General features: G+C 61.0%; 14 protein-coding genes. 5 read left to right on the forward strand and 9 right to left on the reverse strand.

Annotated elements, in window-relative coordinates:
• Positions 1-138: 138 nt before the first annotated feature.
• From LOY36_RS05770 to LOY36_RS05780, 3 genes are all read left to right on the forward strand, one after another.
• The gene (locus LOY36_RS05770) at positions 139-1,245 is read left to right on the forward strand and encodes a diguanylate cyclase (RefSeq protein WP_258672559.1); all 1,107 of its coding nucleotides are present in this window, start codon (positions 139-141) and stop codon (positions 1,243-1,245) included.
• On the forward strand, positions 1,238-2,173 hold the full coding sequence (locus LOY36_RS05775; protein WP_258672560.1) for an iron-sulfur-binding ferredoxin reductase: 936 nt from the start codon (positions 1,238-1,240) through the stop codon (positions 2,171-2,173). Before LOY36_RS05770 ends, LOY36_RS05775 begins: the two co-directional genes overlap by 8 nt.
• A 208-nt stretch (positions 2,174-2,381) precedes the next feature.
• Positions 2,382-3,131 carry an enoyl-CoA hydratase-related protein gene (locus LOY36_RS05780; protein ID WP_258672561.1) on the forward strand — a complete coding sequence of 250 codons (750 nt, stop codon included), beginning with the start codon at positions 2,382-2,384 and terminating at the stop codon, positions 3,129-3,131.
• A 74-nt stretch (positions 3,132-3,205) separates the two neighbouring features.
• Here LOY36_RS05780 and pyk read toward each other — a convergent pair whose 3' ends face one another.
• On the reverse strand, positions 3,206-4,657 hold the full coding sequence (gene pyk / locus LOY36_RS05785) for a pyruvate kinase (protein WP_019651405.1): 1,452 nt from the start codon (positions 4,655-4,657) through the stop codon (positions 3,206-3,208).
• A gap of 170 nt (positions 4,658-4,827) precedes the next feature.
• Between pyk and LOY36_RS05790 the strand changes: the two genes are divergently transcribed.
• The gene (locus tag LOY36_RS05790) at positions 4,828-5,211 is read left to right on the forward strand and encodes a tol-pal system YbgF family protein (RefSeq protein WP_019651406.1); all 384 of its coding nucleotides are present in this window, start codon (positions 4,828-4,830) and stop codon (positions 5,209-5,211) included.
• A 240-nt stretch (positions 5,212-5,451) separates the two neighbouring features.
• Entirely contained in the window at positions 5,452-5,811 is a 360-nt protein-coding gene (locus LOY36_RS05795; protein WP_019651407.1) for a PilZ domain-containing protein, read from the forward strand.
• 118 nt (positions 5,812-5,929) lie between these two features.
• Here the strand turns inward: LOY36_RS05795 and LOY36_RS05800 are convergent, their stop codons facing one another.
• The 8 genes from LOY36_RS05800 to LOY36_RS05835 all read right to left on the reverse strand — a co-directional run bounded on the left by LOY36_RS05800 (position 5,930) and on the right by LOY36_RS05835 (position 13,843).
• Positions 5,930-6,310, reverse strand: coding sequence for a DUF6124 family protein (locus LOY36_RS05800; protein ID WP_081628277.1), 381 nt, complete (start codon positions 6,308-6,310; stop codon positions 5,930-5,932).
• 280 nt (positions 6,311-6,590) lie between these two features.
• Positions 6,591-6,839 carry a hypothetical protein gene (locus tag LOY36_RS05805; RefSeq protein WP_019651409.1) on the reverse strand — a complete coding sequence of 83 codons (249 nt, stop codon included), beginning with the start codon at positions 6,837-6,839 and terminating at the stop codon, positions 6,591-6,593.
• A 132-nt stretch (positions 6,840-6,971) separates the two neighbouring features.
• Positions 6,972-8,303 carry a DUF58 domain-containing protein gene (locus LOY36_RS05810; RefSeq protein ID WP_258672562.1) on the reverse strand — a complete coding sequence of 444 codons (1,332 nt, stop codon included), beginning with the start codon at positions 8,301-8,303 and terminating at the stop codon, positions 6,972-6,974.
• A gap of 148 nt (positions 8,304-8,451) precedes the next feature.
• Positions 8,452-9,453: a MoxR family ATPase gene (locus LOY36_RS05815; RefSeq protein ID WP_258672563.1), complete on the reverse strand. Its 1,002-nt coding sequence runs from the start codon at positions 9,451-9,453 to the stop codon at positions 8,452-8,454.
• Positions 9,450-10,616, reverse strand: coding sequence for a DUF4350 domain-containing protein (locus LOY36_RS05820; protein ID WP_019651412.1), 1,167 nt, complete (start codon positions 10,614-10,616; stop codon positions 9,450-9,452). The genes LOY36_RS05815 and LOY36_RS05820 overlap by 4 nt, the downstream gene beginning before the upstream one ends.
• Complete coding sequence (locus LOY36_RS05825) at positions 10,613-12,157, reverse strand: DUF4129 domain-containing protein (protein ID WP_019651413.1); 1,545 nt, start codon at positions 12,155-12,157, stop codon at positions 10,613-10,615. Before LOY36_RS05825 ends, LOY36_RS05820 begins: the two co-directional genes overlap by 4 nt.
• The gene (locus tag LOY36_RS05830; RefSeq protein ID WP_258672566.1) at positions 12,144-13,121 is read right to left on the reverse strand and encodes a stage II sporulation protein M; all 978 of its coding nucleotides are present in this window, start codon (positions 13,119-13,121) and stop codon (positions 12,144-12,146) included. Before LOY36_RS05830 ends, LOY36_RS05825 begins: the two co-directional genes overlap by 14 nt.
• The gene (locus LOY36_RS05835) at positions 13,118-13,843 is read right to left on the reverse strand and encodes an RDD family protein (RefSeq protein WP_019651415.1); all 726 of its coding nucleotides are present in this window, start codon (positions 13,841-13,843) and stop codon (positions 13,118-13,120) included. The genes LOY36_RS05830 and LOY36_RS05835 overlap by 4 nt, the downstream gene beginning before the upstream one ends.
• Between the last annotated feature and the right edge of the window lie 166 nt (positions 13,844-14,009).

A 14,009-nucleotide genomic window follows, 5' to 3' on the forward strand; every position in this document is an offset into this window, starting at 1 on the left:
GGAGCCAAAGTCATGGGTTTGACGCCAGATTTTCGCCCCAAAAATTGAATGGTCATTTATCAGACTCGCCACTAAAGTGGCATCCGGCCTGTAGAGTAGGACACTCGATCAGCCTCCTTTCGCACGGTGAATCAACGATTGACCCATAACGCCATCCAGCGGCTTTTGCTCAAACGCTTTGCCCTCGCGGCCGGCACCTATGCCCTGGCCTTGCTGCTGGTGTGGCTGGCGTTTTTCACCGGCCATTACGACGACTCCCTTGCCGGCATGGTGATCGGCAGCGTGTTGACGGTGTTCAGCCAGGCCGTGTTGTTCGCGGTGTTTTACAGCGGCACGAACCTGCGCTGTCCCGACCCCAGCCTGACCGAAGTGCAAATACTGCTGGGGCTGGGTTGGCAATCCTGGCTGATCGCCCATCTGGACGAGGCGCGCGGTGCGTTTCTGGTGTTTTACCTGCTGATCCTGTTGTTCGGGCTGTTTCATCTGTCGCGTATTGCTTTTGTGCGTTGCGCGTTGCTGGTGTTTTTCAGTTTCAGCGCCATCACGTTATGGGAGCTCTACCACTTCCATCTGCCCGACCCGACGCAGGCCCTGTTGCAGGTGTGCGTGCTGTTTGTGGTACTCGGCTGGCTGGTGCTTTACGCCCGCTACGTCCAGTTGTCGCGCCAGCGTATGCGTCAACGGCGGTTCGCCTTGCAGGCGCATCAGGACACCCTGCGCGGAATGATGCGCCAGCTCGAAGGCCTGGTGGCGACCGACGAACTCACCGGGCTGTTCAACCGCCGGCATTTCCTGCGCCTGGCCTGCCGCGAGCTGAGCGCCATGGAAGTCGGTGTGGTGCATGGCCTGGCGCTGATCGACCTCGACCACTTCAAACGTATCAACGATGTTCATGGTCACGCCGCCGGCGATCAGGTGCTGCAAGCGTTCGCCGGAGTGGCCACGGCCTGCCTGCGCGATGGCGATATTCTGGCCCGTTATGGCGGTGAAGAATTCGTGGTGCTGTTGCCCGATTGCGATGCCGAGCGCCTGACGGCGTGTTGCGAGCGTTTGCGCATTGCCTTCATGGATGTCGAATTGGTCGGCCTGGAGGTCGCCCACCTCAGCCTGTCGGCGGGCATGACCTTATTGGAACTGGGCGACGATCTGGATCACGCCTTGCACCGCGCCGATCAGGCGCTGTACCGCGCCAAGCGTGACGGCCGTAACCGTTGCGCGGCCGCCTGGGAGAATGTCGATGCCTGAGTTACGGGTCGGCGAACGCCAATGGGCAGTGGAGGCGGGCAGTAACCTGCTCGATGCCCTCAATCAAAACGGCGTGCCGGTGCCCTATAGCTGCCGGGCCGGCAGTTGCCACGCGTGCCTGGTCAAATGTGTCGAGGGCCTGCCCAGCGACAGCCGTCCCGATGCCTTGAGCAATGAACAGCGCCAGCAGGGTTGGCGGTTGGCCTGTCAGTGCCAGGTGGTTGACGATCTGCAAGTCGAAACTTTTGACCCGCTGCGCGATGGTCTTGCCGCGCAAGTGGTCGCCAGCGATTGGCTGAGCTCCAGCGTGTTGCGCTTGCGCCTGAGCAGCGAGCGCCCGTTGCGCTATCAGGCGGGGCAGCATCTGGTGTTGTGGGCGGGGCAGGTGGCGCGGCCATATTCCCTGGCCAGCCTGCCGGAAGAAGACCGCTTTCTGGAATTCCACCTCGATTGCCGTCAACCGGGGGAATTCAGTGACGCGGCGCGTCGCTTGAAAATCGGCGATCCGATTCGCCTCGGCGAGTTGCGCGGCGGGGCGCTGCATTACGATCCGGACTGGCACACCCGACCGCTGTGGTTGCTGGCGGCCGGCACCGGTCTGGGGCCGTTGTTCGGCATCTTGCGTGAAGCATTGCGTCAGCATCACCAGGGCGCCATCCGCGTCATTCACCTGGCCCATGATGCCAGTGAGCATTATCTGGCCAAACCCCTGCAAGCCATGGCCGAGGGCCGTGAAAACCTTAATGTCGAGCTGTGGACGGCGGCCGAGTTGCCCGCGGCTTTGGCGCAACTGCGCCTTGTTTCCCGGCAAACCCTGGCCTTAGTCTGCGGAGCACCCGACAGCGTCGACGCCTTTGCCCGGCGCCTGTACCTGGCGGGTTTGCCGCGCAATCAACTGCTGGCGGATGTCTTTGTCCCCCATGGTTGAGCGCTGATTTTTGTGGCGAGGGAGCTTGCTGTGGCGAGGGGGCTTGTCGGAACGCCGCATCGCCCCGTTGGGCTGCGAAGCGGCCCCTAAAAACAGACGCCACCTCGGTGTATCAGACAAACCGAGTGTGCCGGTTTTACGACTGCTTCGCAGCCGAACGGGAGCAAGCTCCCTCGCCACAGTGGATCCTCTCAGATCAGGACTCGCCATGCCCGACGCCATCCAGTTTGAACGTGAGCGCGGTTTACTGACCCTGCGCCTCAACTGCCCGGAAAAGAAAAACGCCCTGACCCGCGCCATGTACAGCCAACTGGCGGAGGGCTTGCGGCTTGCCGACAGCAATCCCGACATCAACGCCGTGCTGATCATCGGCAGCGCCGAGTGCTTCACGGCTGGCAACGACATCGCCGACTTCATCCAGCAACCGCCGGGCAATCTCGATAGCCCGGTGTTTCACTTCATGCTCGGCCTTCTTGAGTGCCGCAAGCCAGTGATCGCTGCGGTCGCAGGCGCGGCGGTGGGGATCGGCACGACGATGCTGCTACATTGCGATCTGGTTTATGTCAGTGCGGATGCGAGGTTGCGCATGCCATTCGTCAATCTGGGGTTATGCCCGGAGTTCGGCTCCAGCCTGATCCTGCCGCGCTTGCTTGGGCAGGCCAAAGCGGCGGAGTTGTTGCTGTTGGGTGAAGGGTTCAGCGGTGAACAGGCTGCGGCGTGGGGCATTGCGACTGAGGCCTTGGGCAGTGGCGAAGCGGCGTTGGCCAAGGCGCGGGAGATGGCGTTGCGTTTCGAATCGTTGCCGCCGGAGGCGGTGCGCATCAGCAAACAACTGATGAAAGCACCGGGTCGGGAACAGTTGCGCCAGGCCATAGAAGAAGAGGGCGCGTTATTTACCCAACGGCTGCGTTCACCGGAGGCTATTGCGGCGTTGTCAGCGTTTATCAGCAAACACTAACCGATCGTTCCCACAGACGAAAAAAAGCCCCGCCATTCACATGGCGGGGCTTTTGTTTTTCAGCGAGCGGTCACTCAGACCATCGGGTCGCCAACGTGCAGGATTTTCATCCCGTTGGTGCCGCCGGTGGTGTGGTAGCTGTCGCCTTTGGTCAGGATGACCCAGTCGCCTTTCTGCACGACGCCGCGCTTGAGCAACTCGTCGATCGCGGCCTGGCTGACTTGCTCGGCCGGCAAGGATGCCGGGTCGAACGGTACGGTGTAGACGCCACGGAACATCGCCGCGCGGGCCTGGGCTTCGCGGTGCGGGGTGAACGCGTAGATCGGCACCGAGGAACGGATGCGCGACATGATCAACGGCGTGTAGCCACTTTCGGTCAGGGCGATGATCGCCTTCACACCCGGGAAGTGGTTGGCGGTGTACATCGTGGCCAGGGCGATGCTCTCGTCGCAACGTTCGAACGTCTTGCCGATGCGGTGGCTGGAGGTCTTGCTGGTCGGGTGCTTTTCAGCGCCGATGCAGATGCGTGCCATGGCTTGCACCGCTTCCAGCGGGTACAGGCCGGCGGCACTTTCCGCCGAGAGCATCACGGCGTCGGTGTAGTCGAGCACGGCGTTGGCTACGTCGGATACTTCGGCGCGGGTCGGCATCGGGTTCTGGATCATCGACTCCATCATCTGGGTCGCGACGATCACGGCCTTGTTGTGGCGACGTGCGTGCAGAATGATTTTCTTCTGAATGCCCACCAGCTCAGCGTCGCCGATTTCCACACCCAGGTCACCACGGGCAACCATCACCGCGTCGGAGGCCTTGATCAGGCCGTCGAGGGTTTCGTCGTCGGCCACGGCTTCGGCGCGTTCGATCTTCGCCACCAGCCAGGCAGTGCCGCCGGCTTCGTCGCGCAGTTGACGGGCGTATTCCATGTCGGCGGCGTCACGCGGGAAGGACACGGCGAGGTAGTCGACTTCCATTTCGGCGGCGAGCTTGATGTCGGCCTTGTCTTTCTCGGTCAGGGCCGGCGCCGTCAGGCCACCGCCGCGACGGTTGATGCCTTTATGGTCGGACAGCGGGCCGCCGATGGTCACGGTGCAATTCAGTTCGGTGGCGGTGGCGGTATCGACGCGCATCACCACGCGGCCGTCGTCGAGCAGCAGCTCGTCGCCCACGCCGCAGTCTTTCACCAGGTCCGGGTAGTCGATGCCGACCACTTGCTGGTTGCCTTCGGTCAACGGATGGCTGGTGGAGAAGGTGAACTGATCACCGATCTTCAGCTCGATCCGCTTGTTGGCGAATTTGGCGATACGAATTTTCGGGCCTTGCAGGTCACCCAGCAGGGCGACGAAGCGGCCGTGCTTGGCTGCGAGGTCACGCACCAGCTTCGCGCGAGCCTTGTGCTCGTCGGGGGTGCCGTGGGAGAAGTTCAGACGGGCGACGTCCAGGCCAGCCAGAATCAACTGTTCAAGAACTTCCGGCGAGTTACTGGCCGGGCCAAGGGTAGCGACGATTTTGGTACGACGGACGGACATGCAAAGACTCCTGAGTTCAAGCGCTAGCAGAGGCTACTATGGTCCCGGGGTGTAGTCATTGTTCGTTTGCACTACTTTTTGCTTTCTTTATTGAACGCGACAATCGGCGCAAACGGTTCTGAAGATTTCCGACAACGGGTCGATACAGAACGCAAGACAGGAGATCCCCCATGCGATTCGTGCCCATTGCCGCCCTTGCCCTCAGTGTCCTCAGCGTCACGGGCTGCACCCGTTGGTCGATGGACCATCATTTGAATAATGCCTACAGCGCCTACGAACGCGGCAACTGCGAGCAGGTGATGCTCGAACTGTCCAAGGTCGATCGCGAAAGCCGTTCCCGTCGTTACGTGCAGCCGGAAGTGACGATGATGCGCGGCCAGTGCCTGGAACGGCAGAAGCTGTTTATCGATGCGGCCCAGACTTACCAGTTCATCATCGCGGCCTACCCGCAAAGCGAGTATGCCTACCGCGCCCGTGCCCGGCTGGAAACCCTGGAGAGCCTGGGGCATTACCCGACCCGTAGCGCTACGCAGGTACGCCCGACCCGGTTCTGATTGAGGTTGTCCTACAAAGGCTGGCTGACCGGCGGTGGTGAGCTATAGTCGAATAGATCGATTTAGAGCCTTGCCTCTAATCGAGGTTACACCTGTGATCGGCAGCAGTAAGCGGCAGCGGAAGGGTGGACTGTCGCACCAGGATCGGGGAGAGCGCGCCCATGCCTCTATCAATAGAAGCAGGCCCGTTCCGAAGCATTAGTGCGGCCCTGCTTAAGGGCCTTGCATGGCGAATGACCCATGTTCACCGACCGCCGGATCGAGCGGCATCAACTGCCGTATTTTCTGAGAGTGTTCAACAGCGTCACCGACAAACCCATCGGCTTTCTGGGCAACTTGTCCAGCGACGGGCTGATGCTCATCAGCCAGTTGCCGATGATGGTGGGCGTCGATTTTGACCTTCGAATAAAAATCCCCGCCAGCGACGGCTGCCAGCAGGTCATTGACCTGGTGGCCTGTTGCCTGTGGTGCCATGAAGACGCCACGCCCCACCATTACGACGCCGGGTTCAGTCTGCAACGGGCACCGCCGGAGTATGGGCAACTGATGGAGGCATTGACGCAGTATTTCAGCTTTCAACCGTTGCCAGCCTCTGCCTGAAAAGCAAAAGATCGCAGGCTTCGCCAGCTCCTGCAGGGCCCATGTCCATCCGCAAATCATGTCGGTGAACGAGGTCGATGTAGGAGCTGGCGAAGGCTGCGATCTTTTGATCTTGGTGTTACGTCGTTTTAATCGCCTTCTCGTTATCCAGCGATCGCTCCACCAGCATCAACCCCAACTCACTCATCCGATAAATCGCCATGGCCAGATGTCGCGGCTTGTCGTCCAGGCTTTCAGCCAGGTCGAGCAGCAGAATGCTGACCGTCGAAAAGGTTTCGTAGGTCTCGATGTTCAAGGCTTCGGGATTGGCATCGGGGACAACGGTGAACATTTTCATGGATCGTTCCTCGGTGGGGCGCTCGTTGGCAAAACACGGCTCAGTGTTTTCCTGTTTTAGATAGTGATCTAGAGCCCTGTTGGCAGCTTCTTGGAGTTTTCTTGAGTCGAGGGTTCCGTAGGGGGAACGCGGGATGGTATTGCGTGGATTGGGTCGAGGCATTAACACGGTTAACTCCTTGTTGGAGCTACCGCCGATTCGGAGGTAGACGAATGGACGGCAGCGAGGGAAGGAGAACCTTATGTCGGGACGGACAGCACCCACAATCAGCCCGGGTCGCTGACACTTGTAGGCAGATGCGCTTCATTCTGTAGCCGTTAGCGCTGCTATTCGAGAAGTCGGGAGGAGGACAACAAGCAGATTACTGACCATGAGCGTCAGTTGTTACCCGATGAGAGGCATCGGGTAACAACCGAGGAGAATTGCGACTCTTGATGGTTAGCTAGTCATTAGGGTCATTCTTTTTTGGAACCTGTGATTCTTTAAAATCGGTGGAGATAGAAATAAGTGCTAAAGAGATGAATTCTTGGTTTCGATCTATCGTTTGCATTGCACATCGGATGTTATCCGCTACTTCGGTACCCCCTCGTTGCGCCACCCAATTCGATAGTTCTTCTATAGCGGCGCCCAAAGCCAGTTGGTTCTCATTGATCTGCGTTAGCACTGAAGCAAATAGGTTTGTCTCGTCCATGATTGATTCCTTGTGATAGAGCTTTCAGGGGATTGGTTTTCGTAAGTACCCGGATTGAAGGCCTGTCGTACGTGCTCGCACGTCATATTCATGTAGACATCGTGATATGACGATTTTATATACGATTCGACGTTACATCGTCCCAGCTTTTTTCCACCCCAAATACGCCGTCACCAACTCGCCCCCCAACTCCCCAGGCCGAGCATCCACCACCGGCACTCCATGAGCACTCAACCGCTCATGGAGTTGCGCCCGGTCATTCAAATAATCCACCGTCCCGCAATAGGCCAGCGCCTCTGGCAAGGTCTGCACCGGGGCGTGCCGTAGATTGTCGAGCAAGTCTTCACGCAGGCTCGCCACCAACACCCGATGCAGTTTGCTCAGGCGCTTGACGGCGGTCAGCAGTTCTTCATCGTCTTCATCCCGCAAGTTGGTCACCAGCACCACCAGTGCCCGGCGTTTCTGTCGGGCCAGTAGTTGCGTGACGGCAGCCTGGTAGTCGGCCGGGCGTTGGGTGCTGTCGAGGTCGTAGACGGTGTTGAGCAACACGTTGAGCTGGCCTGTGCCCTTGACCGGGGCAAGGTAGTGCGGATGGTTGCTGGCGAAGGTGCTCAAGCCCACCGCGTCGCCCTGGCGCAACGCGATGTAGCTGAGCAACAGGCAGGCATTGAGGGCGTGATCGAAATGGGCGAGCTCGCCGTCCTGGCTGCGCATGCGGCGGCCGCAGTCGAGCATGAAGATGATTTGCTGGTCGCGCTCGTCCTGGTACTCGCGGGCGATGGGGGTGCGTTGGCGGGCGGTGGCTTTCCAGTCGATCTGGCGCAGGCTGTCGCCTTCGCGGAATTCGCGCAGTTGATGGAACTCCAGGCCCAGGCCGCGACGTTGGCGCTGGCGTACGCCGAGTTGGCTGAGCCAATTGTCCACCGCCAGCAACTGGCCGCCGTAGAGGCGGGCGAAATCGGGGTAGACGCGGGTGGTGTCGGGTATGTTGAGCAGGCGTTTGTCGGACCACAAACCCATGGGGCTCGGCAGGTTGATTTCGCAGTGTTCGAAGCTGAAATGGCCGCGCATGAGTGGGCGCAGGCGGTAGCTGATCTGGCTCTGTTGGCCGGGTTGCAGTTCGACCGACAGGGGCAGGTTTTCGAAGCTCAGGCCGTCGGGTACGTGGTCGAAGATCTGAATGTTCAGTGGCTGGGTAAAATTATGCTCGGCCTCCAGTCGCACTTCGCTCCATCGACCGAGCGCCAGGCTGCCGGGCATTTGTCGCTGGAGGCGCGGTGAGGGCAAACGCTTGAGGCGAATGGCGTCGAGTATCGCCAGGGCCAGCAGGGCCAGCAGTAATCCCCAGTTGATCGATAAAAGGCTTGATGGAACGGCGATGTCCAGCGCCCGTAAGGCGCCCAGCACGATGCTGATGGCCAGCAAGGCCGCAAGCCAGGCCAGTAGAAGCCGGGATGGTTTCATCGGCACACAGTTCCTGTGGCGAGGGAGCTTGCTCCCGCTCCAGTGCGCAGCGCTGGCAAGTTCTTCGCCCTATCAGAAATGTTGGGGCCGCTTCGCAGCCCAGCGGGAGCAAGCTCCCTCGCCACAGGGGTGGTCCGCATGGCCATGTTCACAGGCGTGGCGCCGGCACTTGGTCGAGCAGTTGCTTGAGCACCTGATCGACGTCCAGCCCTTCGATGTCTAGCTCCGGGGCAATCCGCACACGGTGACGCAGTACCGCCAGGGCGCAACCTTTGATGTCGTCGGGAATCACGAACTCGCCCCCGCGCAACAAGGCGCGGGCGCGGGCGCAACGTGCCAGGGCGATGGAGGCGCGAGGCCCGGCGCCGAGGGTCAAGCCCGGCCAGGTGCGGGTGGTGCGGGCCAGGCGCACGGCGTAATCGAGCACCTGATCGTCCAGCGGCAGATCGCTGGCAATGCGCTGCAAGGCCAGCACGTCCTTGGCTTGCAACACGGTGCGCAGCGGTTGTACATCGAGCATGTCGGCGCGGGTCGAGCGGCTGACCTGACGCACCATGTCCAATTCCTGATCGGCCTCGGGGTAGTCCATGCGTACCTTGAGCATGAAGCGGTCGAGTTCGGCTTCGGGTAACGGGTAAGTGCCTTCCTGTTCGATCGGGTTTTGCGTGGCCAGCACCATGAACGGTTGGGCGATGGGCAGGGCGCGGCCTTCGAGGGTGACCTGGCGTTCCTGCATGGCTTCGAGCAACGCGGCCTGGGTTTTTGCCGGTGCGCGGTTGATTTCATCGGCCAGCAGCAGGTTGGTGAACAACGGGCCTTTGCGCAGTTTGAATTGCTCGGTCTGCAAGTCGTACACCGCGTGCCCGGTGACGTCGCTGGGCATCAGGTCCGGGGTGAACTGGATGCGGGCGTATTCGCCACCGAAGCAACGGGCGAGGGCGCGCACCAGCAACGTCTTGCCCAACCCCGGCACGCCTTCGAGCAGCACATGGCCGCCGGCGATCAGGGCAGTGAGCACATCGTCGATCACGGTGTTCTGGCCGATCACCGCTTTTTGCAGTTCCGTCCTTACCGCCTGGGCCAACTGGCTGGCGCGCTGGCGCTGCTGGGCGGCGTGGGTCTGGGGGCCGGGCTCGATCTGTTCACTCATGATAAGGCGTTCCTCAAGGTTTGCAGGTGGGCGACCTGACGGCTGAATTCAGCGCTGGACAGCCGCTGTTTCGGTCGCGGGCTCATGGCCTGGCTGATGGCGCGTGTGGGTTGGCCGGTCAGGCGTGCGAGCACCAGCCATTGTTCGGCGACGCCGAGTTGTTCAAAACCGGGATGACGGTGGCGGACACGACGCAGGATGTCTTGCTGCAAGGCGTGCAACAGGCTGTGCTGACCGCTGCGGCGCAGCATGAAATCGGCACTGGCTCGCAGGTGTTCCTGAAGATGCCGACGCGCCCTTGGGGCCGGCTCCAGCAACGGGCCGCTGCGCACGCCAACGTGCCAGAAACCCAAAGCGATCAAGGCGATCAGGGCCACCAGGGCTTGGGGAAAGTAACGCCACAGCAATGTCAGCAGACTGTCGTGCTCGGTATTGAATAGCAAGGTCACATCGGTGTCGGCCGTCAGGTACCACAGCAACCAGGCGTTGTCGTACTGGTCGATAGCCGGGGTTTTCCAGAGGTCGGCGTCGGTGACCACGGTGATCGAACCCAACCCGTGGCTCAGCTGCATCATGTGCGTGGCCTTGCCACTGTTGGCCCAGGCCTGGGCAAGGTTTTTCGGGTCATCGAGGTGGAACGCGGTATCGAAGCTGAAGTAGGCCGGCGCCTCTTCGTTTTCCAGATAGAGCTTGGTCAGTTTGGGGTAGGGGTCATCGCGCAGATCAGGTGGCGAGTCCTTGAGGTCTTTGCTCAGGAACTGATGCAACTGCACCCGGTCGAGCAGCAGGTCATTGCTTTGGCCGGTCTTTTCATCCCACAGGGCTTCGGCGACGAATACCAGGCGCCCACCGGCCCGGGTCCAGTTCAACACCTGATCCACCTGGCGCGGCGACATGTTGGACCGGTCGCCGAGCAACAACAGGCTGTGCTGACGTGGTTCGAGGGTCGGCAGGATGTCGAGGCTGTTGGCGTGGCTGACGGTCAGGCCCTGTTTGCGCAGAAAATGCTCGGCGGCCAGATAGGGATTGGCCTGGGCTTCAGGGGACGGGCCGTGTTCGATTTGTACCTGATAGGGCGTGGCCTTGAAATACAGGTAAACACCCAACGCGCCCAGAAGCACGACGATGAACACGCCGACCGCCAGCCATGCCCTGCGGTTCAACGGACCGCTCCGGGGCCGAACAACGCACGCCAGCCGTCACACAGTTCCTGTTGCAAATGCGCCGGTGGCAGGCGATGCCCGTAGGCCATGTTCTGCCAGTGTGCGGTCAGGTTTTTACTGAAGGCCAGCAACGCCGGTTGTTTCAACTGTTCAACGCGCTGAAGCACTTCGCCTTCGGTGTCGGCGGGTTTGAGCGTCATGTTGAAGTCGTTCAGCAAGTGGCTGAGCAAGGCGCGATAGAGCAAACCAAGGGCTTCACGCGGGTTGGTTTGCCAGAGGCTTTCGGCGCTGGCCGCGATATCGGCGGGCAGGGTTTCGCGGTTGAGGTCCAGACCGAACGCCTGCTGCGGCAATGGTCGCGTCACTTTATGGTTCAACGCCGGCCGGCGGCTGACGAACGCCTGCAACCAGTCGCGGTAACGCCAGATCAACAGGCCGAGGGCGCCGATCACCGCGCCCCACAGCAACACTTCGATCAGGTTGGCCAATGCGCCGAAACGTTGGCTGTCGAGCAAACTGAACAGCGCTTTCAGCCAGGCGGGTGTTTGACCACCGTGCGCAGTGTCGTCGTTGGGCTTGTCTTCGCCGAACCGATAGCGGGTCACCGTTTCCTTGTTCTTGAACGGTGGCTGATCGAGGATGGCCTTGATGCTGTTTCGGGATGCCTGACTGGTCAGCGGTTGCTCCAGCAGACGCGGGCTGTCCGGTGACATGTCCGGTTCGGCGGCCCAGACGCTTTGCCCCGTCGGCACCAGCACAAACGCCGCCAGCAGTAGCGTGATGACTGTGCTGCTCAGGCGTTGGCGCAAGCGGCGGAACACCAGTTCGATGTCCCAGGCTTCCAGCCGTGTGCGCCGGTTCAGGTAAAGGCTGAAACCACAGGCGACATAAATCGGTTCCCAGACCACCAGCACCAGGGCGTAAAAAGCATTGGTCAGGTGTTCCAGCCAGCGCCAGTCTTGTGTGGCGGCGGCAATCAAGGTCTGCCAGCCCCAGTCGATTTCGACCTGCAGTGGCAGGAGCATGTAGAACAGCACCATCAGGCCGATCCACAACGCGGTTTCCAGGTGCACGCCGATGATCGTCAGCCATTGCGCGGCACCGGCATTACGCTGCAACAGCACGCGTAAACGCTGTTGTCGTGCTTCGCCCTCCAGGCCTTCGAGTTGCACCACCGGCATCAGAAAGCTGCGGCTCAGGCTCAGGCGGCGCCAGGTCAGGCTGGCCAGCAGTTGCGGCGGGAGCAGGCGCGGCCATTGGCGCAGGGCCTGTTTCAGTGTGGGTGTTTCGCCGAACATGGCTTTGGACAGGATGTACAGCGGTAGCCGGTCGAACGCCGGTTTGAGCCACCAGAACAGGAACAGGGCGAGGGAGGGCGACTCCCACAGCATGAGGCTGAGCAAGGTAAAAATCGGTAGGGTCACGATCGCCCAACTGGTCATCAACAGGCGTCGATGGCGCTGACTCAGCAGCACCCCCAGGTCCATGGCTTCCCAGTTTGTGCGTGGGCGAATCACTGCACTGGCGTCACTCAGGCGCATGGCGGGTCCGTCCGGCAAACAGCAGATAAGTCGCGACCAACACCCAGAGCGCTGCGCCGACCAGGTATTTGGTCAGCGGCGTGACTCCGGTCCGCGACGACCAGTAGGCTTCTATAAACGCTGCAATCAACAAAAGCAGCATGACTCCGCAAATCAGCAACACACTCTTGCTCGCCGCCACTCGCAGGGCTTCGGCACGGGGCAAACGTCCCGGCGCGATCAACGCCCAGCCCAGTTGCAGGCCGGCGGCACCGGCCAGGGCAATGGCGCTCAGTTCGAAGGCGCCGTGACCGATCACGAATGACCAGAAGGTTTGCCCGTAGCCGATGTGCGTCAGGTGCCCGGCCACCGCACCGATCATCAAGCCGTTGAAGAACAGGAAAAACGCGCTGCCCAGGCCAAACAGCAAACCGCTGGCGAAGGTCTGAAACGCGATGCCGATGTTGTGCATGATGTAGTAACCGAACATCTCCCAGTCTTCACTGGCCGCCCGTTCTGCCAAGCGCCCCAGATGACCGGCGACGGGGTCGTACATGCTTTGCATCTCACTGACCTGCTCGGCCGGGATCAGGTTGTAGACCAGTTCCGGGAACAGATACACCAGCAGCCCGATTCCAATCAGGCTGCCAAAAAATATCAGGCAGGCGGCAAGCACGAAGCGCCATTGTTCGCGCACCAGTCGCGGGAAGTCGGCAAGGATGAAGCTCAGTACGTTGGCCCTCAGCCAACTGCGATGTCGATAAAGCTGTTGATGCCCGCGCAGCACCTGTTGCTGTAGCGAGTCGACCAAAAAGCTGCTGTAACCACGCTCCTGAGCCAGGGCCAGGTGTTGGCAGAGCCGTCGATAATCGCTGGGGAAGCTGGTGACTCGCGAGGTTTCCTTGCCGCGTTCCAGCCGTTCGAGCATGAGTGCAAACTGCTCCCATTCGGTCTTGTGGCGGCTTTCGAATAGGCTTTGCTTCATGTCGGGCCCAACAGGCCGCGGGCGATGCCGTTGAGTTCGGCCACGGCCTGCGGCGCTGAAACGTGCAGCGGTTGCGCGAGTATCGAGGCGAGTTCGCTTGCCCGCGCCTCGGAGAGTTCACCCTGGCGCTCGGCAAACCCGAGGATGGCGCGTTGCTCGGTCAGCGTCAGCGCGAAAGCGGCACGGCGCGGCGGGGCATCGGGTAACTGCGGTCGGGTGAGCGGTTGTTCGCGGTAGATCACCAGCGTGCCGGCGGCCAGATCGCCGAGGCGTTTGAAGGTGGGATGTTGCAGGCAACTGATGGCCCCGAGGAAGTAGCCGAACGGCAACATGTCGACAAATCGCAACAGGTTACGCAGCAAGGACGCGGACCAGCCGATGGGGGTGCCATCGTCGTGCACCACGCGCAACCCCATCCATTGCTTGCCCGGCGAGCGCCCCTGATTGAGCACCTCGAACAGCACCATGTACCACCAGCTCACCACGAACAGCAAAATCGAGCCAAGCCCGGCGCCGAGTTTGCCGAGGAACGCCAGCACCATGAACAGCAGGCCCAGGATCAACCCGCGCAGGCCCAGGTCGATGGTGAACGCCAGCGCACGGACCATCAACCCGGCCGGGCGCAGTGGCAAGTCGATGCCTTCGGGCGTTTCGACCTGATACCGCGTGTCCAGTGGCGGGGCCAGCGTTGCTTTCCGTGGCAGTGCTGTGGTCTCGAGCATGGGAAACCTTGATGGGCCTGGTACGTCCGATGCTAGCAGCCTCTCGGGGGAAAACGACATAACTATGTATTGCACGGTGCGTGACCAGAGGTGATTGAATGACAACATTTCTGGTCGAGGCAGCCTGTGTGCGCCTAGACTTCGCCGGTCTTCAGTTCAGGAACAA

Origin of the sequence: Pseudomonas sp. B21-019 (assembly GCF_024749225.1) — a bacterium.
Classification (GTDB): Bacteria; Pseudomonadota; Gammaproteobacteria; order Pseudomonadales; family Pseudomonadaceae; genus Aquipseudomonas.

Excerpts from the sequence above, each read along its gene's own strand:
- LOY36_RS05780 (WP_258672561.1), top strand. The coding sequence starts at position 2,382 with ATGCCCGACGCCATCCAGTTTGAACGTGAGCGCGGTTTACTGACCCTG.
- LOY36_RS05805 (WP_019651409.1), bottom strand. The coding sequence starts at position 6,839 with ATGGACGAGACAAACCTATTTGCTTCAGTGCTAACGCAGATCAATGAG.
- LOY36_RS05790 (WP_019651406.1), top strand. The coding sequence starts at position 4,828 with ATGCGATTCGTGCCCATTGCCGCCCTTGCCCTCAGTGTCCTCAGCGTC.
- LOY36_RS05800 (WP_081628277.1), bottom strand. The coding sequence starts at position 6,310 with ATGCCTCGACCCAATCCACGCAATACCATCCCGCGTTCCCCCTACGGA.
- LOY36_RS05835 (WP_019651415.1), bottom strand. The coding sequence starts at position 13,843 with ATGCTCGAGACCACAGCACTGCCACGGAAAGCAACGCTGGCCCCGCCA.
- LOY36_RS05830 (WP_258672566.1), bottom strand. The coding sequence starts at position 13,121 with ATGAAGCAAAGCCTATTCGAAAGCCGCCACAAGACCGAATGGGAGCAG.
- LOY36_RS05795 (WP_019651407.1), top strand. The coding sequence starts at position 5,452 with ATGTTCACCGACCGCCGGATCGAGCGGCATCAACTGCCGTATTTTCTG.
- pyk (WP_019651405.1), bottom strand. The coding sequence starts at position 4,657 with ATGTCCGTCCGTCGTACCAAAATCGTCGCTACCCTTGGCCCGGCCAGT.
- LOY36_RS05775 (WP_258672560.1), top strand. The coding sequence starts at position 1,238 with ATGCCTGAGTTACGGGTCGGCGAACGCCAATGGGCAGTGGAGGCGGGC.
- LOY36_RS05825 (WP_019651413.1), bottom strand. The coding sequence starts at position 12,157 with ATGCGCCTGAGTGACGCCAGTGCAGTGATTCGCCCACGCACAAACTGG.
- LOY36_RS05810 (WP_258672562.1), bottom strand. The coding sequence starts at position 8,303 with ATGAAACCATCCCGGCTTCTACTGGCCTGGCTTGCGGCCTTGCTGGCC.
- LOY36_RS05815 (WP_258672563.1), bottom strand. The coding sequence starts at position 9,453 with ATGAGTGAACAGATCGAGCCCGGCCCCCAGACCCACGCCGCCCAGCAG.